This is a genomic window from Pseudomonadota bacterium (genome assembly GCA_013285465.1).
In the GTDB taxonomy this organism is placed as follows: domain Bacteria; phylum Pseudomonadota; class Alphaproteobacteria; order Micavibrionales; family CSBR16-224; genus CSBR16-224.
In genome coordinates, this window is sequence record CP053449.1 from 2,180,677 (window position 1) to 2,199,326 (window position 18,650).

Consider the following 18,650-nt stretch of genomic DNA (forward strand, 5'->3'; position numbering starts at 1 on the left):
ATGCGCTGTGCAGTCTATCCGGGCAGTTTTGATCCCGTTACTTTCGGGCATCTTGATATTATCCAGCGTGCGTCAAAACTGGCGGACCGGATTGTTGTCGGCATTGCCGCCCATTCCGGCAAAACGCCGCTTTTTACCGTGGCGGAGCGCATCGACCTTCTCAATGAGGTGTTGAAAGAAACCCCGCTGCCGGGAAAATGCGAAGTGGTCGTCGAAGGCTTCGATACGCTGCTGATCCATTTCATGAACAAGCATAAGGCGCAGATGGTCATACGCGGCGTGCGGCAATATTCCGATTTTGAATATGAGGCGCAGATGTCGGCCTTGAATGCGAAACTGTCCAACCGCGATATCGAGACCGTCTTTCTGGCCGCCAATCCCGAATATCAATCCATCGCCTCGCGCTTTATCAAACAGGTCGCCCAGCTGGGCGGTGATGTCTCGCCCTTCGTCCCGCCGCAAATCGTTGCCGCGCTGAACAAAAAAGCTTAAACCATATAGCCCGCTGCTGCGAATTGGGGCGGCGTCACATCGGCGAAAATTCTGCCGAAACCACCGCGGCGGTTGTCGCGGTCATATTTATTGTCATCATCGCTGTTATCCGTCATCACCATATCATGGATGGTGGAGGTCATTTCCGCCGCCGCCCAGATCAAAGCGGGGGAAAGCGTCTGCCCCGTCACAGGCCCGCCGCCGCCTGCACGGCCATAGGCGGGGCGCGGCGTATATGCTGCGGCGGAGGCAATTTCGATTGCCTCTGTTCCCGTGCCGTCTACGGCTACGGCACCCGCAGCCGCCGTCATAACGGCGTCAGAACCGCCTTCCGCGGCGAATTCTTTCAAAACATTTTTACTGAATTTTCCGGCCAGCAACGCATAAACATCGGATACGCTGCGCGCCTTGCCGCCGGCGCGGTCGTAAAAGACGGCGCTATTGGCCTTCGCGGCTTCCGGCAACAGCGCATCGGCTTTTTTCTGCGGCGCATGATCCAGCGTTTTTAAAAACTGCGTCGCCCCGCCCGCGCCTAGAAAATGCGCCATATAAAGATCGGCGGCATCAACTTTGCGCCCTAATCTGGCCTCCAGACGGCTGCCGTTTTCCGCCGCCATTTCCGCCGCCATCAGCGAGGCTTTTTCAGGGTCTTTGCGCAAATTCAGAATTTCCTGACGTGTTGCCGCATCCGCCACAACGGCGCGACCGCTTTTTGTCAGGCTGATTTTCTCGGCATAATCGCCCATACCGTGTTCTGCGCCGTATTTTTTGACCATTTGCAGCCATGTCTGGTCTAGAAACTGGAACAGCCCCGTCGCGCTGCTGGATTTTGCGCGCGCTTTCGGGTTAAAACTGCTTTCGGCGGATGCCTGCGCCATCAGATAGGAAAAATCGACCCCTGTTTTTGCGCTGGCATTTTTAATCGCGCCCAAAACCGCTTTGGGTATATTGGCGTGGATATTGGCTGTCATCTGTGCGGCACTGTTTTGTGTCATGATTTTTGCTCCGCTTTTTTGTCATCTCTCTGACAAAGAAACCTTGCAAGAAGCGTGCCAAACTCCCCATTCGCCCCCTTATTCGTCATTGCGAACGACCAACGGGAGTGCGGCAATCCAGAACCTGCTGTTACCGCTGTTCGTATGGATTGCCGCGTCGCGACCGCTCCTCGCAATGACGGAGCTAGTTACACGCGGCGATCATCCGTTGCCATTTCGTCACGGGTGAACTGCACCGATTCTCCGCAGCCGCAGGCCGAGGAAACATTCGGATTATCAAAAACAAAGCCTGATTTAAAGCCGTCATCGGAAAAATCCATGACGGAGCCGAGCAGATACATCAGCGCGCTGCGGTCGATATAAATCTTAACGCCGTTCTGTTCAACCAGCGTGTCCGCCTCCGAAACGCTGCCGCTTTTCGCATAGTCAAACTGGTATTTATGACCGGAACATCCTGCCGAAACGATGCTGACGCGCAGCCCTTCCGCCGCTTCCGGTGCGGCATCCAGCAGCTCTTTCACATGTTCCGCAGCTTTTTCCGTCAATGTAATCGCGTCTTTCATGCTTTTATCTCCTGTTATCACAATTAGATCAGTCAGTGTTCATGAGGGGCTAGGCGCAAGGCGCGACATGTACGGATATACATGAGCAACGCAGCAACAACGCCCATCTTGAACGATGGGTGATCTAAAACATGTTCAGTTGCAGCTTAGCGGTCTCTGCCATCATGCCCGGATGCCACGGCGGATCCCAAACCAGATCAACCGTCACATTCTTTTCCTGCCCGATCTCTTCCACGGTGCGTACGGCCTCTTCGACCATACCGGGCATTTCTCCCGCAACGGGGCAGCCAGGTGCGGTCAGGCTCATTTTCACAGCAACATTATTATCCTGATCAATATCAACGCGGTAAATCAGCCCCAGCTCGTATAAATTCACGGGGATTTCCGGGTCATAAACTTCGCGGATTGCCGCTTCGATTGCGGGCCACAGCGCATGCGCCTCCGGCACATCGGCAAATGGCGGTCTTGCCATCTCTTCCATCTCGTCGCCCAAAGCGTCCTCCAGCATTTCCTTGCTTGCCACGGCTTCTCTTCCCATCATGGTTTTCTACCTTATTCTCTTATTATACCATATTAACCGAACATTTTCCGCGTTTTGGCGATCCCGTCCAGAAAGCGCGTCACATCATCTTCCGTATTATACATCCCGAAAGACGCCCGCAGCGTCGCGGAAATACCGCGCGCCGCCATAAACGGATCGGCGCAATGTTTCCCTGCCCGCAGGGCAATCCCCATTTGATCCAGCACGGTTGCCGCATCATGCGGATGAATCCCGTCCAGCGAGAATGACACAATACCGCCCTTCTCCGCCGTTTTATCGCCATAGAGCGTCACACCGCCAAGATCGCGCAGCCCCGCTGCCGTCATGTCCGCCAGCGCAATTTCATGCGCCAGCACGGCATCACGGTCAAAGCCGGAGAGATAATCCAGCGCCGCACCCAGCCCATGCGCTTCGACAAAGGCCGGTGTTCCCGCTTCGAAACGCATCGGCGGCTTTTTATAGGTAATTTTTTCGAAAGTGACATTCTCGATCATTTCGCCGCCGCCCTGATAGGGAGGCATATCCGCCAGAATCTCGGCTTTCGCCCATAGCGCGCCAATCCCTGTCGGACCGTAAAGCTTATGCCCTGTCACGACATAGAAATCACAGCCCAGCGCCGTCACATCCACCGGCATATGCACGGCGGCCTGACTGCCGTCCAGCAACACTTTCGCGCCAACGGCTTTTGCAGCTTTGATAAAATCCTGCACGGGCGGAATTTCGCCCGTCACATTCGACATATGGGTCATTGCGACCAGCTTCGTCTTATCAGTGACAAGACCGGAAAATTTTTCCGTGTCCAAACCCAAAGACGGGTCTTTCAGCAGCGGCAGTACTTTAATGGTGAAACCCAGCTCCTGCGACAATAAGTGCCACGGCACGATATTGGCGTGATGTTCCAGCTCGGTGAGGATAATCTCGTCACCCTTTTGCAGATTTGCACGCCCCCAGCTGGCAGCAACCAGATTGATGGCTTCCGTTGCATTGCGGGTAAAAACAATTTCTTCCGCTGATTTTGCGCCGAGAAAATCCGCCAGCTTTTGCCGCGCCTGCTCATAGGCCAGCGTCGTCTGCTGGCTGAAACGGTACAGCCCGCGATGGATATTGGCGTAATAGGATGACATCATCTCCGTCATCGCTTCCGTCACGACATGCGGCTTTTGCGCACTGGCGGCACTGTCCAGATAGGTCAGCGGGTGGTTATTGATCTCCTGACCGAAAACCGGAAAATCCTGCCGCGCCGTTGCCGCATCAAATAAAACCGCGTCTGCTTTGCGCTGTCCCGCCATCATGCCGCATCCTCCGCTTGCATCTCGTCCAAATCCTGAATTTTGATAAAAGCGTCGCGCACGGCCTCATTGGCGATGGCTTCCAGCGCCTCGCCGAGAAAGCCCTTCACCAGCATGGCTTTCGCCGCGGCTTCAGGGATACCCCGTGATGTCATGTAAAACAATGCGCTATCGTCAAGCTTGCCTGCCGTTGCGCCATGTGCACATTTTACATCGTCTGCATAGATTTCAAGTTCGGGCTTTGCGTCGATTTCCGCTTCGGCGGAGAGCAGTAACGCATGATTAAGCTGATGTCCATCTGTCCCTTGTGCATGACGATGTACGTGTATCTTCCCTTGGAAAACTGCACGAGCCTGGTCATTGATGACTCCCTTATATATTTGCTTCGATGTAGACCGGGGTTCAAAATGCCCCATTTTTATTGTCGTGTCGCAATGCTGCCGTTCTCCCAAACGGTAAGCACCATTTACTATACACCGGATATCCTCCCCGAGTAAATCCGCAAATATTTCATGGCGCGACAAACGCGCCCCTGTCGTCAGGGTAAAGCCGTCATATTCCGCACGGTCAAAGCAGGACAGTCTTGTTGTGGTCATATGATACCCGTCCTGCACATCTTCATCCTGCCAGCGGTAATGCCCCAGTTTTCCGCCTTCCTGCACGATAATGGTTGCGGCGATATTGCTGAAAGATGCGCCGCGTCCCGTCAGATGCTCCAGCAGCGTCAGCTCTGCGCCTTCTTCAATCATGACCAGCATACGCGGCATTGACAGCAGCGTCTCACCGTCCTCCGCATTATCATTCAGGAAAGACAGCACAACCGGCGTGGAAATTTTCACATCTTTACGCACACGCAAGACAACGCCGTCACAAAGACAGGCGGCATTTAATGCCTCCAGCGGCGTATCGGCAAAATTTCCCGGAACCGCCAGCGCTGTTTCCACCCATTCTTCGTCCCAGACATCTTTCAACGCCGTAATTTCCAGCCCTTCGGGCAAGGCCGCACTATTTTTTACCAGCTTGCCGTTTACAATCTGAACGCCGTACGGATTAGGCAGGTCAAAAACCTGTGCATAGGCAGGAACCGTTGTCAGATTAGGGCTGCGGGTAAATGACATGCCGTCCAGCACACGCAGCGGTGTGTATTTCCAATCTTCCCAGACGGGTGTCGGCAGTCCCGTTGCAGTAAAACTATCTTCTGCCGTTTCACGCAAAGCCGTCACCCAGCGCGGCGCATCATCCCCTGCGGGATGCACACATCCCGCCAGCAACGGATGCAGAGTATCTTTATTATCTTTTTTGCGTGTCGCCGTCATGGTTTCGCCTTACGCCGCCTTTCCGTTTGTCTCATCCGTAAACGCCGCATAGCCTTTTTCTTCCAGCTCCAGCGCCAGTTCAGGGCCGCCACTTTGCTGAATACGGCCATAGGCCAGCACATGCACCACATCGGGTTTGATGTAATCCAGCAGGCGCTGGTAATGGGTAATCACCAGAAAACCGCGATCCGCACCGCGCAGGGAATTCACCCCTTTGGACACGATTTTCAGCGCGTCAATATCAAGTCCGCTATCGGTTTCATCCAGCACCGCAAATTTCGGTGCCAGCATCGTCAGCTGCAACACCTCGTTGCGTTTTTTCTCGCCGCCCGAAAAACCGACATTCAAACCGCGTTTCAACATTTCCGTATCAATATCCAGCGCCGTGGCTTTCTGCTTTTGCAGTTTCAAAAAGCCGATCGCATCCAGTTCTTTTTCACCGCGTGCGGTACGGATGGCATTCAGCGCGGTTTTCAAAAAATTCGTCGTCGTGACACCGGGAATTTCCACCGGATATTGAAAGGCCAGAAACAGCCCTGCCGCCGCACGTTCCTCCGGCGCCATTTCGGAGATATCCTTGCCGTCAAACAGAATGCGGCCTTTGGTGATCTCATAGCCTTCACGCCCGGCAATCACATAAGACAGCGTCGATTTCCCCGAGCCGTTCGGCCCCATAATCGCATGGACTTCACCCTGCGGAATTTCAAGATTAATCCCTTTCAGGACTGTTTTTCCGCCAACGGTCGCATGTAGATTTTCAATTTTCAGCATAATCTTCTCTTTTTTCTTTTTCGTTTTTTACCCGACACTGCCTTCAAGGCTGATGCCGACAAGTTTCTGCGCCTCAACGGCGAATTCCATCGGCAGATGCTGCATCACTTCGCGGCAGAAACCGTTGACGATTAAGGTCACCGCCTCTTCCTCGCCAATGCCGCGTTGACGGCAGTAAAACAGCTGGTCAGCGCCGATGCGTGAGGTCGTGGCCTCATGTTCCACCACTGCCGACATATTGCGGTTTTCGATATAAGGCACGGTATGTGCGCCGCAATCCTCGCCGATCAGCAAACTGTCACATTGCGTATAATTGCGCGCACCTTCCGCTTTCGGTGAAATCCGCACCAGACCGCGATAGGTGCTGTTCGATTTTCCGGCGGAAATCCCTTTGGCGATAATGCGTGACTTTGTATTCTTGCCCAGATGGATCATCTTCGTGCCGGTATCGGCCTGCTGGTAATTATTGGTGATGGCAACCGAGAAAAACTCGCCGACACTGTCATCGCCCTTCAAAATACAGCTGGGATATTTCCACGTAATCGCCGAACCTGTTTCCACCTGTGTCCAGGAAATTTTGGAGCGGTCACCTTTGCAAATACCGCGTTTTGTCACGAAATTGTAAATCCCGCCCTTGCCGTTTTCATCCCCCGGATACCAGTTCTGCACCGTTGAATATTTGATCTCGGCATCTTCCAGCGCAATCAGCTCCACCACAGCGGCATGAAGCTGGTTTTCATCGCGCATCGGTGCCGTGCAGCCTTCCAGATAACTAACATAGGAGCCTTTTTCCGCGACAATCAATGTCCGTTCAAACTGCCCTGTTTTCGCCTCGTTAATGCGGAAATAGGTGGACAGCTCCATCGGGCAGCGCACCCCTTCGGGAATATAAACAAATGTGCCGTCGGTAAAGACCGCCGCATTCAGACAAGCATGTTTGTTATCGGTCATCGGCACGACGGAGCCGAGATATTTCTTTATAAGTTCCGGATAATCATGCACCGCCTCGGAAATCGAGCAGAAGATAACCCCCGCCTCTTTCAGATTGGCACGGAAGGTCGTCGCAACCGAGACACTGTCAAAGACCGCATCCACGGCGACACCCGCCAGAATTTCCTGCTCTTTCAGCGGAATGCCGAGCTTCTCATAAGTTTCCAGCAGTTTCGGATCAACTTCGTCCAATGATTTGGGCGCATTGCCGCTTTTCGGCGCGGCATAATAATAGGCATCCTGATAATCCAGTTTCGGCATTTTCAGCTTGGCCCATTCCGGCTCCGGCATTGTCTGCCAGTGCTTATAGGCTTTCAAACGCCATTCCAGCAGCCAGTCCGGCTCATTCTTTTTGGCCGAGATAAAACGGATAATCTCTTCACTTAAGCCCTTCGGCGCCAGCTCCATCTCAATATCGGTGACAAAACCCGCATCATAGCGGTCACCGATTTTTTTGACCTGTTCAACGGTTTGTTTATCAGCCATGCGCCACCGCCTTTTCCGCCTCTTCCGCAGCAGGCGGCACAACCTGCACAGGATGCATATCCGCCAGCATTACGCGGTCAAGCACATCACAAATCGCGGTATTCACCACCGTCCACCGCCCCTGCACGGGACAACAGGCAGAGATCGCACAGGCCGTTTTAACCGGCGTTTCGATACAGGTGGTCAGCGCAATCGGGCCTTCCATCGCCTCGATAATCTGTTTAACCGACACGATGCGGCCTTTTTCCTTCTCCAGATAATAACCGCCGGTGCTGCCGCGCCGCGAGGAAACCAGCCCCGCCCGTGCCAGTGTTTTCAGGATTTTGACAAGCGTCGGCTCCGGCAGGCCGGTATCCAGCGCCAGTTGCGTGGCCGTTTTCTGCTGCGGGGCATCCTGCCAAAGGCGGAATAATGCAACAACGGCGTAATCTGTCAGACGGCTTAATTTCAGCATTTTCGCCTCATTTTCCCCGGTCTTTTTAAAAAGGACTAAATCACTCCCGCTTTGTATCGCGAATCCCCCCTCGGGTGCAAGTCTTTTTGGCGATTTTTCGCCCTTGACTTTACAGATACCCTGCTTATTATGGCGCTTTGTTGATAAACTGATTCGATAACCCGAACAAAGGATAAGAACAATGGCGAAAAAAGGCCCCCGCCAGACAGTGAAGCTGATGAGTTCCGAAGGAACCGGCCACTGCTATTACACGGAAAAAAATACGCGTGAAACAACGGAAAAACTGGTTCTGAAAAAATATGACCCGGTTGCCCGCAAACATGTGGAGTATAAAGAAGGCAAAATGAAGTAAATCATATCGCCGCTTTATAAGCAGATATAAAAAGACCGCCATTACAGCGGTCTTTTTTTTTAGACTGATTCTTCGGGCCTTACTGTATGGCCAGCGCCTGATAGTAAATATAAGGCCCTTTGCGCCCGTTGCGGAAACAGGAAAATGCGCGTCCCGGCGTTGCATAGAACGTCGTTGCATTCGCCCCCGCACGAATGGCGGCGCGGTGATCAAAGTCCAGCTTCACCTCCTGCACTGGTATTTCGGGATCAAGCCCCCATCCTTTGCGCATCTGACTGCAGATTGCAGGTTCCAGCCCTTCAAAATACATGACCACCTCGCGGCCGCGCACAGCGGCATCACTGCCCAGACCGGAGACCAGAAAACCGTCCCGCGCATCAGAGACATCAAGAACTTTCCATGCCGCCATATATCTGCCCGTCCCCATAGGTTCCTCATAAATCATGCCGCCGCCTGCAGGAGAGAACAAAGCCGTTTCATCATCCTCCGCCGCTGCGGGATCAAAATTAATGCGGGACAGCGCAACACCGTCAGCCTGAAGTTTTTCCACTCTTTTTCCGGCCTCGATTCCGAACTGGATCACTTGCGAGGCAATCATCAGATTGCGCTCATTTTCCTTGCTTCCCCCGTCACGTCCGGATTTAAAGACACCAAAAGACAAAGCTGCAAAAATCGTCAAACCGACCAAAAACAGTATCGCCATATTATGATTGCTGAGTTCTTCCTGCTGCGGAGCTGCCGCAGTTGTTTTCTTCGGCGCTGTTTTTTTAGAAGAAACTTTCTTCGGCGCGGCTTTCTTTGCGGCGGCCTTTTTAGGAGCGGCTTTCTTCGGCGCAGCTTTCTTAGGCGCAGCTTTCTTAGGAGCAGCTTTCTGGGGCGCGGATTTCTTCGATGTTGCCGTTTTTTTAGAGACGGTTTTCTTCTTCACTGCCGCTTTCTTTACCGCAGACTTCTTCGGCACGGCTTTCTTTGCGGCGGCTTTCTTCGGCGCAGCTTTCTTTTCCGCCGGTTTCTTTACGGCAGCTTTTTTTGCCGCCGTCTTTTTCGGTGCAGCCGTCTTTGCAGCGGCGGATGTCTCTTTCGCAGCGTTTTTTGCGCTACTCTTTGTTTTTTTATTTTTATCTGAAACACTTGCCATGAATTTAAATCCCGATCTCTTGCCTATTGCGGTTTTCGTTTCCCCATTCTAAACAAGACCGCGCGGGATAAAACAGAAAACTTATTTTCATAATGTTATTGCATGACTATGAAAAATATGATATACAGGTACGGAGTTTTTAAAGCAGATGCAGATCAGCATTGTCATCAGCGCCTAAAACGGCTAAAAAGACACTGCATACCGGCATTTGTGAAAATATTTATTATCACCGCACCATATCTTTAAAGGGGGATGTGACCATGGGATTGAAAGACATCTTGAAAAAAGCAAAAGACAGCGCAAAAAAAGCCGCAGACGATTTGAAAGATCCGGATAAAAAAGAGGAACTTGATATCGAGCGCACGCAAAAAGCCCTTGAAATGGCGCAGCGCGGCATGGCCGCCTATCAAAACGCCGCGGAAAAATTCGACGCCGCCAAGGAAAAAGCCGCAAAAAAACTGGAAGATCTTGAGCCCGTCGCCGAAGCGATTGACGAAAAAACCTCCAAAATCGTGAATGGCGGTAAAAAAGCCGTCAGCGGACTGGCTGACAAATGGAAAAAACTGCGCGGCGGTAAAAAACCGGCTGCCAATGAAGATACGCCGCCGCCCGCACAAAAAGACACAGGCAATAAAGGGCCGAAAACAAACGGCAACACGCCTTAACGCAAAAAAGAATCGCTTTAAAAAAGCCCGTAGAACCTATGGTTTTCCGGGCTTTTTCTTTGCCATAAGCGCAAAACTTATCCACAGGCGCGGCACCTATTGTGAAATTTTATTGCTTTCAGGCATAAAAAATGTTCAAATTAATCTAGGACGTGAGTTCTTTACGTTCTTTTAACAAATCCTCTCCAATAATAACCCACCAAGCAAAAAAACAGCCGTTCAGGCGATCAATAGAGGAGTTATGCCCGTGTCTTACGTTCGTAGAAGACCCAAAAGCGCTTTTTATGCAAAGAGCAAACCCCCGCATATCGTACCGGTAACACCTGCCGGACGCGACAAGGACCCGCAAGGCGGTTTCGGTGACTGGACCCTGCGTGCGGGTGATAAAGGCCAGTATCTTGCCCGCCCCCCCGTCACCGTCAATTTCAAAGGGACACTGCCGGAATTCCGCAATGACTCGCGATTGAGCAAAGCCCGCAATGACTTCATTAAAAAAGCCATGGCCGATGAAAAGGCCAGAAATGAAGCGGTTTTTGATCAGGCGCTGATGATTCTGTCACAAAGCCCGACAGGACGCGACCTGCTGGAACGTATGACCAAAGCAGGCTATGAGATCGTCTTTGATGACGGCCGCACGCGGTCGCTGGGCGCAGGCGGATTATGCGATCCCGCCAATAAAAAAATCATCCTCGGCTCCACCGATGATCCGGAATATCTGGCATTGGTGCTGGGTCACGAGGCCGTGCATGCGGTACAATATACGACGAATAACATCTTCCCGAATTCGTCGCATACGCCGCAAACCGCCATTAAACTGTCTTTTGCGATCGAAGCCGATGCCTATGCCCAGCAAACGCAAATCGCGCTGGAACTGGCACATGGCGACCCCGCAGGCCCGAAAAGCCAATGGACCATGGGCGGCCCGCTGGAACAAATGCGCAAACGTTTCAAAAACATCGTCGCCGCGGCGGAAAAAACCCTGACCAAAAAAGAAAATCTGACAAATGGTGCGGCTGTCGCCGCCGCCTTTGAAGGGTTCTACGATAATATCGTGCTGCGCAGCTTTTATGAAGATGCGCATATGAACTGGTCGGAAAGCCTCGCGCCGCAAATCATGCGCAAACCGGAAGACCAGAAGCAGCATTTCTTCCGCGATCTGGCCTCTGACGATATCGCCAGCAATCTGAAACATAAAGGCGTGGCCTATCTGAAACAGCATACGCCGCATATTGATTTCGGTGATGCGCGCCATTCCGGCCTGACGGATGAAACGCAGAAACGCGTCAACGGTTTCTATACCGGATTCCGCCCTGACGACCCGCAACCGAAGATGAAAACCTTCGGCGTGCATGTCAAGGATGCCGCGAAATGGATGTTCGGCCGCGATGCCGACACCAATGTCGTCATCCTGAAAAACAACACCGTGGTGCGCAACAAAAAGCGCGGCGGCCCGAAAATCTGATTTTTCGCTCTGACAAACTCAAGATGTTTCCCCGGCAAATCCGCCGGGGAAACATCCTCCTTTTTTTCCCGCCTAAAATCCGTCATAATACAGTCTCACAATACCGGGGTTTTGCCAGAGTTTCATATGACACAGGTAATTACAGATCTGCGCCTTTTCCGCTTTCGCTGCTATCACGATATCAGCCTGAAGCTGGATAACCGTGCCGTCGTCCTGACGGGGCCGAACGGCGCAGGCAAAACCAATATTCTCGAAGCGCTCAGCTTCCTCAGCCCCGGCCGCGGATTGCGTCAGGCGGCACTGGACGAGGTGACGCAGAACAGCGCGACGCCCGGCAGTACATGGGCGGTATCCGCGATGCTGGACGGGATGCGCTACGGCAAAATACGGATCGGTACGGGGCTTGATCCCGCAAGCATCGCCAAAGGCGTGAAAAAGCGCATCGTCAAAATCGACGGCGATGCCCGCAAAGGGCAAAGCGGCTTGACGGAATATCTCTCCGTCGTCTGGGTCACGCCGCAAATGGACAGGCTGTTTCTCGACGGCAGCGCCCTGCGCCGCCGCTTTCTCGATCAGGTGATTTTCAATTTTGACGGCGCGCATCTGGGACGTTTGAACAAATACGAGAAAGCCCTGCGCGAGCGGTCGAGACTGCTGCGCGAACGCGGCGCGGACGGTGCCGATCCGGCATGGCTGTCTTCACTGGAAACCGTGATGGCCGAAGCGGCGCTGGCCATCGCCGCCGCAAGACTGATTACTGTTGAGCGGCTGCAAAAAGCCGCCATTGAAAACCATCTGCACACCGATATTTTCCCGCTGCCGGTCATCCGCATCGAAGGCTGGGTCGAACGCGCTTTGGAAAACGACCCCGCCCTGAAAGTGGAGGAGGATTTCAAAGAAATGCTGCGGCGCGGACGCCCGCGCGATGCCATGGTCGGCGGCGCGGAACACGGCACGCATCGCAGCGATTTCATGGTCTGGCACAAAGGCCATAATTTGCTGGCCGATCAATGCTCGACAGGCGAACAAAAAGGCCTGCTGATGGCCGTGACGCTGGCACATGCCCGCCTTGTCGCGGCAGAGCGCGGCTTCCCGCCGATTCTGCTGCTTGATGAAATGGCCGCGCATCTGGATGAACACCGCCGCAAAACATTATTTGAAATGGTGTTTTCCCTCGGCGGACAATGCTGGATGACCGGCACGGATAAAGAGCTTTTCGCACCGCTGAAAGGACAGGCGCAATTCCTTGATATTGAAAACGCCGCCGTGACCGCCTCGACCTCGCCCGCAACAGACAGATTCATTCCCGCAACAGAAAAGCAAGAAAAAGAAGAAGACGGTACATGTCCACAGACGCGCTGATATGGGTCAGTTTTGCAGTTTTCGCCGGTGTTTTTTCCGGCGCCAATATGCTTATCAATCAATATTACAAAATTCCCGGCCTCTTGATGGTGCTGGGGTCGCGTTTGCTCAGCGTCGCCGTTATGCTGCCTTTCGCGCTCCTGATTGAATGGCCGACCGCACCCGTTTATTATCTCGCCGTTGCCGCAACGGGTGTTTTCGCGGGTTTCGGCGATATCCGCATGTATAACGTCACAGCAAGGCTGGGCGGCGGCGTTGTCTCCCGCCTGATTCCGCTGCTGGTGCCTGTGACATTCTTCAGCTGGTTTCTCTTTGCGCCCGCGCAATTGCAGGACTATCTCGCCGCGCCGGTGCAGTCTTTGCTGATTATCGCCGCGCTGGGCACCTGTGTTTATTTTGCCTCCCGCCTGCAAACCAGCTGCGCCGTCAGCCGCGAAGCGCTGAAACTGATGGCACCGACCATTCTCTGTTACGGGCTGAACGGTGCCTTTGCCAAGCTGGCGCTGCAAAATGCCGATCTCCATGCCGGTGTTTACGGCTATATGATGATCCAGACCGTCATCGCCATCGGCTTTACCGGCGGCTATTACCTGTGGCAAAAGCAGCGCAAACACCCTGCCGAAATCATTACTTTCCGCAAACATATCGACAAACGCATCTGGCTGGCCTGCGGTCTGGCATCGTTTTTCTGGCTGTCGCATATGATTTTTAAAATTTACGCCTTCAGCTTTATTCACAACCCCGCCTATGTGAACGCCGTTGTGCTGCTGGCACCGCTTTGGGTGATTTTATTCTATAAGGCCGTCGGCCATAAGGAAAACGCCGATATCAAAGCCGGAATCGGCATTCTGGCAAGTATCATCGCACTGGTTCTGCTGACAGCAAGATAAGCGGCACAAAACGCGAAATTTTCTTGTTCGCAAGGGGGCGGACGTGCTAAAAATTTGGGATGGAAAAGAAACAAAAAACGAGGAAGAGTCCCGTGCGCTATAGAATTTTGACATTGTGCCTGATGCTGTGCCTGACACTGACCGCCTGTACGGAAGGCAGCGTGAAGCGGGAAGCCTCTTATCCCACGCGTTACGATACCGGTGAGGACATCGTCTATAGCGATCAGAAGCGTGATACGATCTGGGGCGAAGGCTCCACATTCAGCGACAAGCTTTTCGGACGCGACAAACAGGATGACAGCGGCTCAGGTATCGGCGTCAACAGCTTCCTGTGGCGCGCCTCTCTGGATACGGTCTCCTTCATGCCGGTGCAAACCGCTGATCCTTTCGGCGGCGTTATTCTGACCGATTGGTATGAGAACCCGAACGTTCAAGGCGAACGTTTCAAGGTCAATGTCTATATCCTCGACCGCCAGCTCCGCTCTGACGGCGTCCGCGTTGCCGTTTTCAAACAGACCCGCGACAATGGCGGCACATGGCGTGATTCAGCTGTCGGTGACAAAACCGCACTACAGCTTGAAGACACGATTCTCACACGCGCCCGCGAGCTACGTGTCGCACAGCGCGCCAGCGAATAAGCAATATTTAAGGGCCTCTTTTTAAGCGCCCGCCTTAAAAAAACATGCAGGACTGAAAAATGACGATGGAAGACCGTTATAATATCCGTGATACCGAACAGAAATGGCAAAAAATCTGGCGTGACAAAAAAAGTTTTGAAGTCACCGAAGACCCCGATAAGGAAAAATACTACGTTCTGGCCATGTTCCCCTATCCGTCAGGGCGTTTGCATATGGGGCATGTGCGCAATTATACGCTCAGCGATGTTGTCGCCCGCTATAAAAAAGCCGCAGGCTTTAACGTTCTGAACCCGATGGGCTGGGATGCTTTCGGTCTGCCGGCTGAAAATGCGGCGATTGAAAATAACGCCCATCCGCGCGTCTGGACGGAAAACAATATCAAAGCCATGCGCGAACAGTTGCAATCCATGGGTCTGGCGATCGACTGGTCGCGCGAAGTGGCGACCTGCACCCCCGAATATTACAAACATGAACAGAAAATGTTTCTGGATTTCATGGCAGCCGATCTGGCCTATCAAAAAGAAAGCTGGGTCAATTGGGACCCTGTCGAAAACACCGTTCTGGCGAATGAACAGGTGGTTGACGGCTGCGGCTGGCGCTCCGGCGTTCCGGTCGAACGCCGCAAACTGACGCAATGGTTTTTGAAAATCACCGATTTCGCCGATGATCTGCTGGATGCCTTAAAAACGCTGGAAGGCTGGCCCGACCGTGTCCGCATCATGCAGGAAAACTGGATCGGCAAATCCAACGGCTTGCAAATGCGCTTCCATATTGTGGAACAGGATGCCCCGGCAGACTCGATTGAAATTTTTACCACCCGCCCCGACACGTTATTCGGTGCATCTTTCGTGGCACTGTCACCCGACCACCCGCTGACAACGGCACTGGCGGAAAACAATAAAGCCGTTGCGGATTTCGTCACGGAATGCCACCGCCAAGGCACCAGCGAAGCGGCGCTGGAACAGGCGGAAAAACGCGGCATTGATACGGGGCTGACGGTGAAACACCCGTTTGAGGATAAAACCATCCCCGTCTATGTCGCCAATTTCGTGTTGATGGATTACGGCACGGGCGCGATTTTCGCCTGCCCCGCCCATGACCAGCGCGATCTGGATTTTGCCCGCAAATATGACCTGCCCGTCCTGCCCGTCGTCCTGCCCGAAGACACGGGTGCTGCAAACTTCACCATCGGCGATGAAGCCTATACCGGCGAGGGAAAATTATTCAATTCCGGTTTTATGGATGGGATGAGCGTCGAAGACGCCAAAAAAGCCGCCATCAGTAAAATCGAAAAAAGCGGCGACGGCAAAGGCACGGTGACATGGCGTCTGCGTGACTGGGGCGTCAGCCGCCAGCGTTACTGGGGCTGCCCGATTCCCGTTGTCCATTGCGATGATTGCGGTATTGTTCCCGTTCCCGAGGATCAGCTGCCCATTACCCTGCCCGAAGATGTCGATTTCAGCAAACCGGGCAACCCGATTGCCAATCACCCGACATGGAAACAGTGCAAATGCCCGGCCTGCGGCAAAGATGCGGAGCGCGAAACCGATACTTTCGATACCTTCTTTGAAAGCTCGTGGTATTACGCGCGTTATTGCGATGCGCAAAATGACAATGCGGCCTTTGACCGCGCCAAGGTCGATTACTGGTGTCCGGTTGATCAATATGTCGGCGGTATCGAACATGCGGTCATGCATTTGCTCTATGCGCGTTTTTTCAACCGCGCCTTGAAAAAATGCGGCTATCTGGGTTTTGACGAGCCCTTCACCGGCTTGTTTACGCAAGGCATGGTCACACATGAAACCTATAAGGACGAGAAAGGCAAATTCCTGTTCCCGACCGATGTCAATCTGGCCGACGGCAAAGACAAAGCGACCAAACTGGACGATGGCAGCCCCGTCAAAGTCGGGCGCATCGAGAAAATGTCAAAATCGAAAAAGAATGTCGTTGACCCCAATGAAATTCTGGAGACTTACGGCGCGGATGCCGCACGTCTGTTTATCCTGTCCGACAGTCCGCCCGACCGCGATCTGGAATGGACGGAAAGCGGTATTGAAGGCGCATGGAAATTCATCCACCGCTTATGGCGTATGGTGACAAACCCCGCCGGAAAGCTGGCTGCAAGGGGGGCGGGTCTGCCCGCCAATCCCGACGCCGCCGCGCAGAACCTGCTGGAGGAGCTGCACAAAACCGTGCACAACATGTCCCAAGAGCTGGAAAAACTGCATTTCAACAAAGCCGTCGCCCATATCCGCGGCTTTGCCAATGTGCTGAGCGATTATGACGCGATGGGACGCGGTGACGGTTCCGTGCTGCGCTGCGGTTTTGAAACGCTGGTCAAACTGATTGCGCCGATTATGCCGCATCTGGGGGAAGAGCTGTGGCAAAGCCTCGGCCATGACACGCTGGTCGCGGACGAGCCCTGGCCCGTTGCCGATAAAGCCTATCTGCAATCCGATCAGGTCACGATCGGCGTACAGGTCAACGGCAAGCTGCGCGCCACCATCACATTGCCGCGCGATGCCGATAAGAAAATCGCCGAAGCCAAAGCCATGGATGATCCCGGCGTGAAAAAAGCCATCGGCGAAAATCAGGTGCGCAAAGTGATTGTCGTGCCGAACAGGATTGTGAATGTCGTTATTTAAACGCTTTTCTGCGGTTTTTCTTTGCACCCTGCTGCTGGCGACGGCGGCGGGTTGCGGTTTCTCGCCGCTTTACGCCGTGCGCACGCAAACAGCCATCGAGGCCTTCCGCGACATCACAATCGCCAATATTCCCGAACGCGCAGGGCAGCAGCTGCGCAATCTGCTGATTGATAAACTCTATGGCAGCGCCGGCCCGTCGGGGCAAAACCGTTACCGCCTTGTCGTGAATGATCTGCAGGAACGGGAGACATCTATGGGTGTCCAGAAGGATGCCACCGTCACCCGCATCCAGCTGCGCGTCAGCGGCGAATTTATCCTGCATGATCTGCACAATACGGATGCCGACGGTAATCCCGCCGTGGTTCTGCAGCGCCGTCTGCGCACATTGAACAGCTATAACGTCCTTGATAATCTTTATGCCACACGTATCTCGCGCCAGAATATTCTGGATATCAGCTTGAACGAACTTGCCGATCAGGCCGTCACGGAACTCTCGCTTTTCCTCAAAAGACAGGAAAACGGACAGCAATGAAAATCCAGACCCGCGATATTGACCGTTTTGTCCAGAAACCCGATCCCGGATGCCGCGCCTTTCTGGTTTACGGCCCCGATGAAGGGCTGGTGCGGGAACGCGCCGCCATCCTTGGCAAACATGTGGTGGAAGACCTCAGCGATCCGTTTAATGTGATTGATCTGCCCGGTACGGTCGTCGAAGAAGACCCGGCGCGGCTTGCCGACGAACTCGCCGCCATGTCGATGATGGGCGGGCGGCGCTTGATCCGTATCCGCGACGGCGCGGAAAAAGCCGCCGCCATGATCGAAGACGCACTAAAAACCGTCCACGCAGCCGGTAACGGCGGCGATAATGTTCTGGTGATCGAAGCGGGCGATCTGAAACCTGCGGCAAAGCTGCGCAGCCTGTTTGAAAAAATGAAAGACGGTGCGGCCATTCCCTGCTATGTCGATGATGCCGGTAATCTCTCGCGTATTCTGGCGCAGGATTTTTCCGCGCAGGGCTTGCAGATAGACCGTGACGCGCTGATGTCTCTCTCCGCCAAGCTGGTCGGTGACCGTGCCTTGGCGCGCAGTATGGTAGAAAAAATCATCACTTATATAGGCCCTGACGGCGGCACGGTCACATTGGATGATGTGCTAGCCTGCACAGAAGACAGCTCGCTGCTTTATATCGATGATATGACCCGCGCCGCTTTCGCGGGCGATGCCGTCACAGCCGGACAAATGCTGGAGCGGCTGTTTCAGGAAGGCACGCATGCCGTCGGCATTTTGCGCGGCCTGCAAAATCACTGTAAAAGATTATTGTTTGTGAAAGCCTTGGTTGCAGCGGGAGAAAACCAAACCGGCGCCATGAAAAAACTGCGCCCGCCGGTTTTCTTCAAAGCCGAAAAAGCCTTCACCGCACATCTTAACATCTGGGCACCCGCAGATTTAAAAATGCTGCTGGAACAATTGACGGACACCGAAGCCGCATGCAAAACCACCGGCGCGATGGATACCACCATTACCGACCGTCTGGTCTTCCGCATTGCGTTACTGGCAAAAAAATCAGGAAGCCGCCGCGCGGCTTGACGCACTGGTTCAAA

General features: G+C 53.6%; 20 protein-coding genes. 11 read left to right on the plus strand and 9 right to left on the minus strand.

Annotated elements, in window-relative coordinates:
* Window positions 1-492 carry a pantetheine-phosphate adenylyltransferase gene (gene coaD / locus HND56_10550; GenBank protein QKK06099.1) on the plus strand — a complete coding sequence of 164 codons (492 nt, stop codon included), beginning with the start codon at window positions 1-3 and terminating at the stop codon, window positions 490-492.
* Here the strand turns inward: coaD and HND56_10555 are convergent.
* The 8 genes from HND56_10555 to HND56_10590 form a co-directional block, all read right to left on the minus strand.
* Complete coding sequence (locus HND56_10555) at window positions 489-1,487, minus strand: transglycosylase SLT domain-containing protein (GenBank protein ID QKK06100.1); 999 nt, start codon at window positions 1,485-1,487, stop codon at window positions 489-491. The two genes, coaD and HND56_10555, sit on opposite strands and share 4 nt — an antisense overlap.
* A gap of 188 nt (window positions 1,488-1,675) precedes the next feature.
* Complete coding sequence (locus tag HND56_10560) at window positions 1,676-2,050, minus strand: iron-sulfur cluster assembly accessory protein (protein QKK06101.1); 375 nt, start codon at window positions 2,048-2,050, stop codon at window positions 1,676-1,678.
* Between the two features lie 124 nt (window positions 2,051-2,174).
* The gene (locus tag HND56_10565) at window positions 2,175-2,558 is read right to left on the minus strand and encodes a DUF59 domain-containing protein (GenBank protein ID QKK06630.1); all 384 of its coding nucleotides are present in this window, start codon (window positions 2,556-2,558) and stop codon (window positions 2,175-2,177) included.
* 65 nt (window positions 2,559-2,623) lie between these two features.
* A complete protein-coding gene (gene sufS, locus HND56_10570) occupies window positions 2,624-3,880 on the minus strand; it encodes a SufS family cysteine desulfurase (protein ID QKK06631.1) in 1,257 nt (418 codons plus the stop codon).
* The gene (gene sufD / locus HND56_10575) at window positions 3,880-5,196 is read right to left on the minus strand and encodes a Fe-S cluster assembly protein SufD (protein QKK06102.1); all 1,317 of its coding nucleotides are present in this window, start codon (window positions 5,194-5,196) and stop codon (window positions 3,880-3,882) included. Before sufD ends, sufS begins: the two co-directional genes overlap by 1 nt.
* Window positions 5,197-5,205: 9 nt before the next feature.
* Window positions 5,206-5,967 (minus strand): Fe-S cluster assembly ATPase SufC, encoded by a 762-nt coding sequence (gene sufC / locus HND56_10580; protein ID QKK06103.1) that lies wholly within the window; start codon window positions 5,965-5,967, stop codon window positions 5,206-5,208.
* A gap of 27 nt (window positions 5,968-5,994) precedes the next feature.
* A complete protein-coding gene (gene sufB, locus HND56_10585) occupies window positions 5,995-7,443 on the minus strand; it encodes a Fe-S cluster assembly protein SufB (protein ID QKK06104.1) in 1,449 nt (482 codons plus the stop codon).
* Window positions 7,436-7,897, minus strand: coding sequence for an SUF system Fe-S cluster assembly regulator (locus HND56_10590; protein ID QKK06105.1), 462 nt, complete (start codon window positions 7,895-7,897; stop codon window positions 7,436-7,438). Before HND56_10590 ends, sufB begins: the two co-directional genes overlap by 8 nt.
* A gap of 181 nt (window positions 7,898-8,078) precedes the next feature.
* Between HND56_10590 and rpmG the strand changes: the two genes are divergently transcribed.
* Complete coding sequence (gene rpmG / locus HND56_10595; protein QKK06106.1) at window positions 8,079-8,249, plus strand: 50S ribosomal protein L33; 171 nt, start codon at window positions 8,079-8,081, stop codon at window positions 8,247-8,249.
* 79 nt (window positions 8,250-8,328) lie between these two features.
* Here rpmG and HND56_10600 read toward each other — a convergent pair whose 3' ends face one another.
* Window positions 8,329-8,952: a hypothetical protein gene (locus HND56_10600; protein QKK06107.1), complete on the minus strand. Its 624-nt coding sequence runs from the start codon at window positions 8,950-8,952 to the stop codon at window positions 8,329-8,331.
* Between the two features lie 7 nt (window positions 8,953-8,959).
* Between HND56_10600 and HND56_10605 the strand changes: the two genes are divergently transcribed.
* The 9 genes from HND56_10605 (at window position 8,960) to HND56_10645 (ending at window position 18,636) form a co-directional block, all read left to right on the plus strand.
* The gene (locus HND56_10605; protein QKK06108.1) at window positions 8,960-9,439 is read left to right on the plus strand and encodes a hypothetical protein; all 480 of its coding nucleotides are present in this window, start codon (window positions 8,960-8,962) and stop codon (window positions 9,437-9,439) included.
* 208 nt (window positions 9,440-9,647) lie between these two features.
* The gene (locus HND56_10610) at window positions 9,648-10,052 is read left to right on the plus strand and encodes a hypothetical protein (GenBank protein ID QKK06109.1); all 405 of its coding nucleotides are present in this window, start codon (window positions 9,648-9,650) and stop codon (window positions 10,050-10,052) included.
* Window positions 10,053-10,299: 247 nt separating this feature from the next.
* Window positions 10,300-11,514 carry a hypothetical protein gene (locus HND56_10615; protein ID QKK06110.1) on the plus strand — a complete coding sequence of 405 codons (1,215 nt, stop codon included), beginning with the start codon at window positions 10,300-10,302 and terminating at the stop codon, window positions 11,512-11,514.
* A 126-nt stretch (window positions 11,515-11,640) separates the two neighbouring features.
* Entirely contained in the window at window positions 11,641-12,876 is a 1,236-nt protein-coding gene (gene recF, locus HND56_10620) for a DNA replication/repair protein RecF (protein QKK06111.1), read from the plus strand.
* A complete protein-coding gene (locus HND56_10625; GenBank protein ID QKK06112.1) occupies window positions 12,858-13,766 on the plus strand; it encodes a hypothetical protein in 909 nt (302 codons plus the stop codon). Before recF ends, HND56_10625 begins: the two co-directional genes overlap by 19 nt.
* 59 nt (window positions 13,767-13,825) lie before the next feature.
* Window positions 13,826-14,404 (plus strand): DUF3576 domain-containing protein, encoded by a 579-nt coding sequence (locus tag HND56_10630; protein QKK06113.1) that lies wholly within the window; start codon window positions 13,826-13,828, stop codon window positions 14,402-14,404.
* Window positions 14,405-14,463: 59 nt separating this feature from the next.
* Window positions 14,464-17,049 (plus strand): leucine--tRNA ligase, encoded by a 2,586-nt coding sequence (locus tag HND56_10635; protein ID QKK06114.1) that lies wholly within the window; start codon window positions 14,464-14,466, stop codon window positions 17,047-17,049.
* Window positions 17,036-17,581 carry a hypothetical protein gene (locus tag HND56_10640; GenBank protein ID QKK06115.1) on the plus strand — a complete coding sequence of 182 codons (546 nt, stop codon included), beginning with the start codon at window positions 17,036-17,038 and terminating at the stop codon, window positions 17,579-17,581. Before HND56_10635 ends, HND56_10640 begins: the two co-directional genes overlap by 14 nt.
* Window positions 17,578-18,636, plus strand: coding sequence for a DNA polymerase III subunit delta (locus HND56_10645; protein ID QKK06116.1), 1,059 nt, complete (start codon window positions 17,578-17,580; stop codon window positions 18,634-18,636). Before HND56_10640 ends, HND56_10645 begins: the two co-directional genes overlap by 4 nt.
* Window positions 18,637-18,650 lie beyond the last annotated feature (14 nt).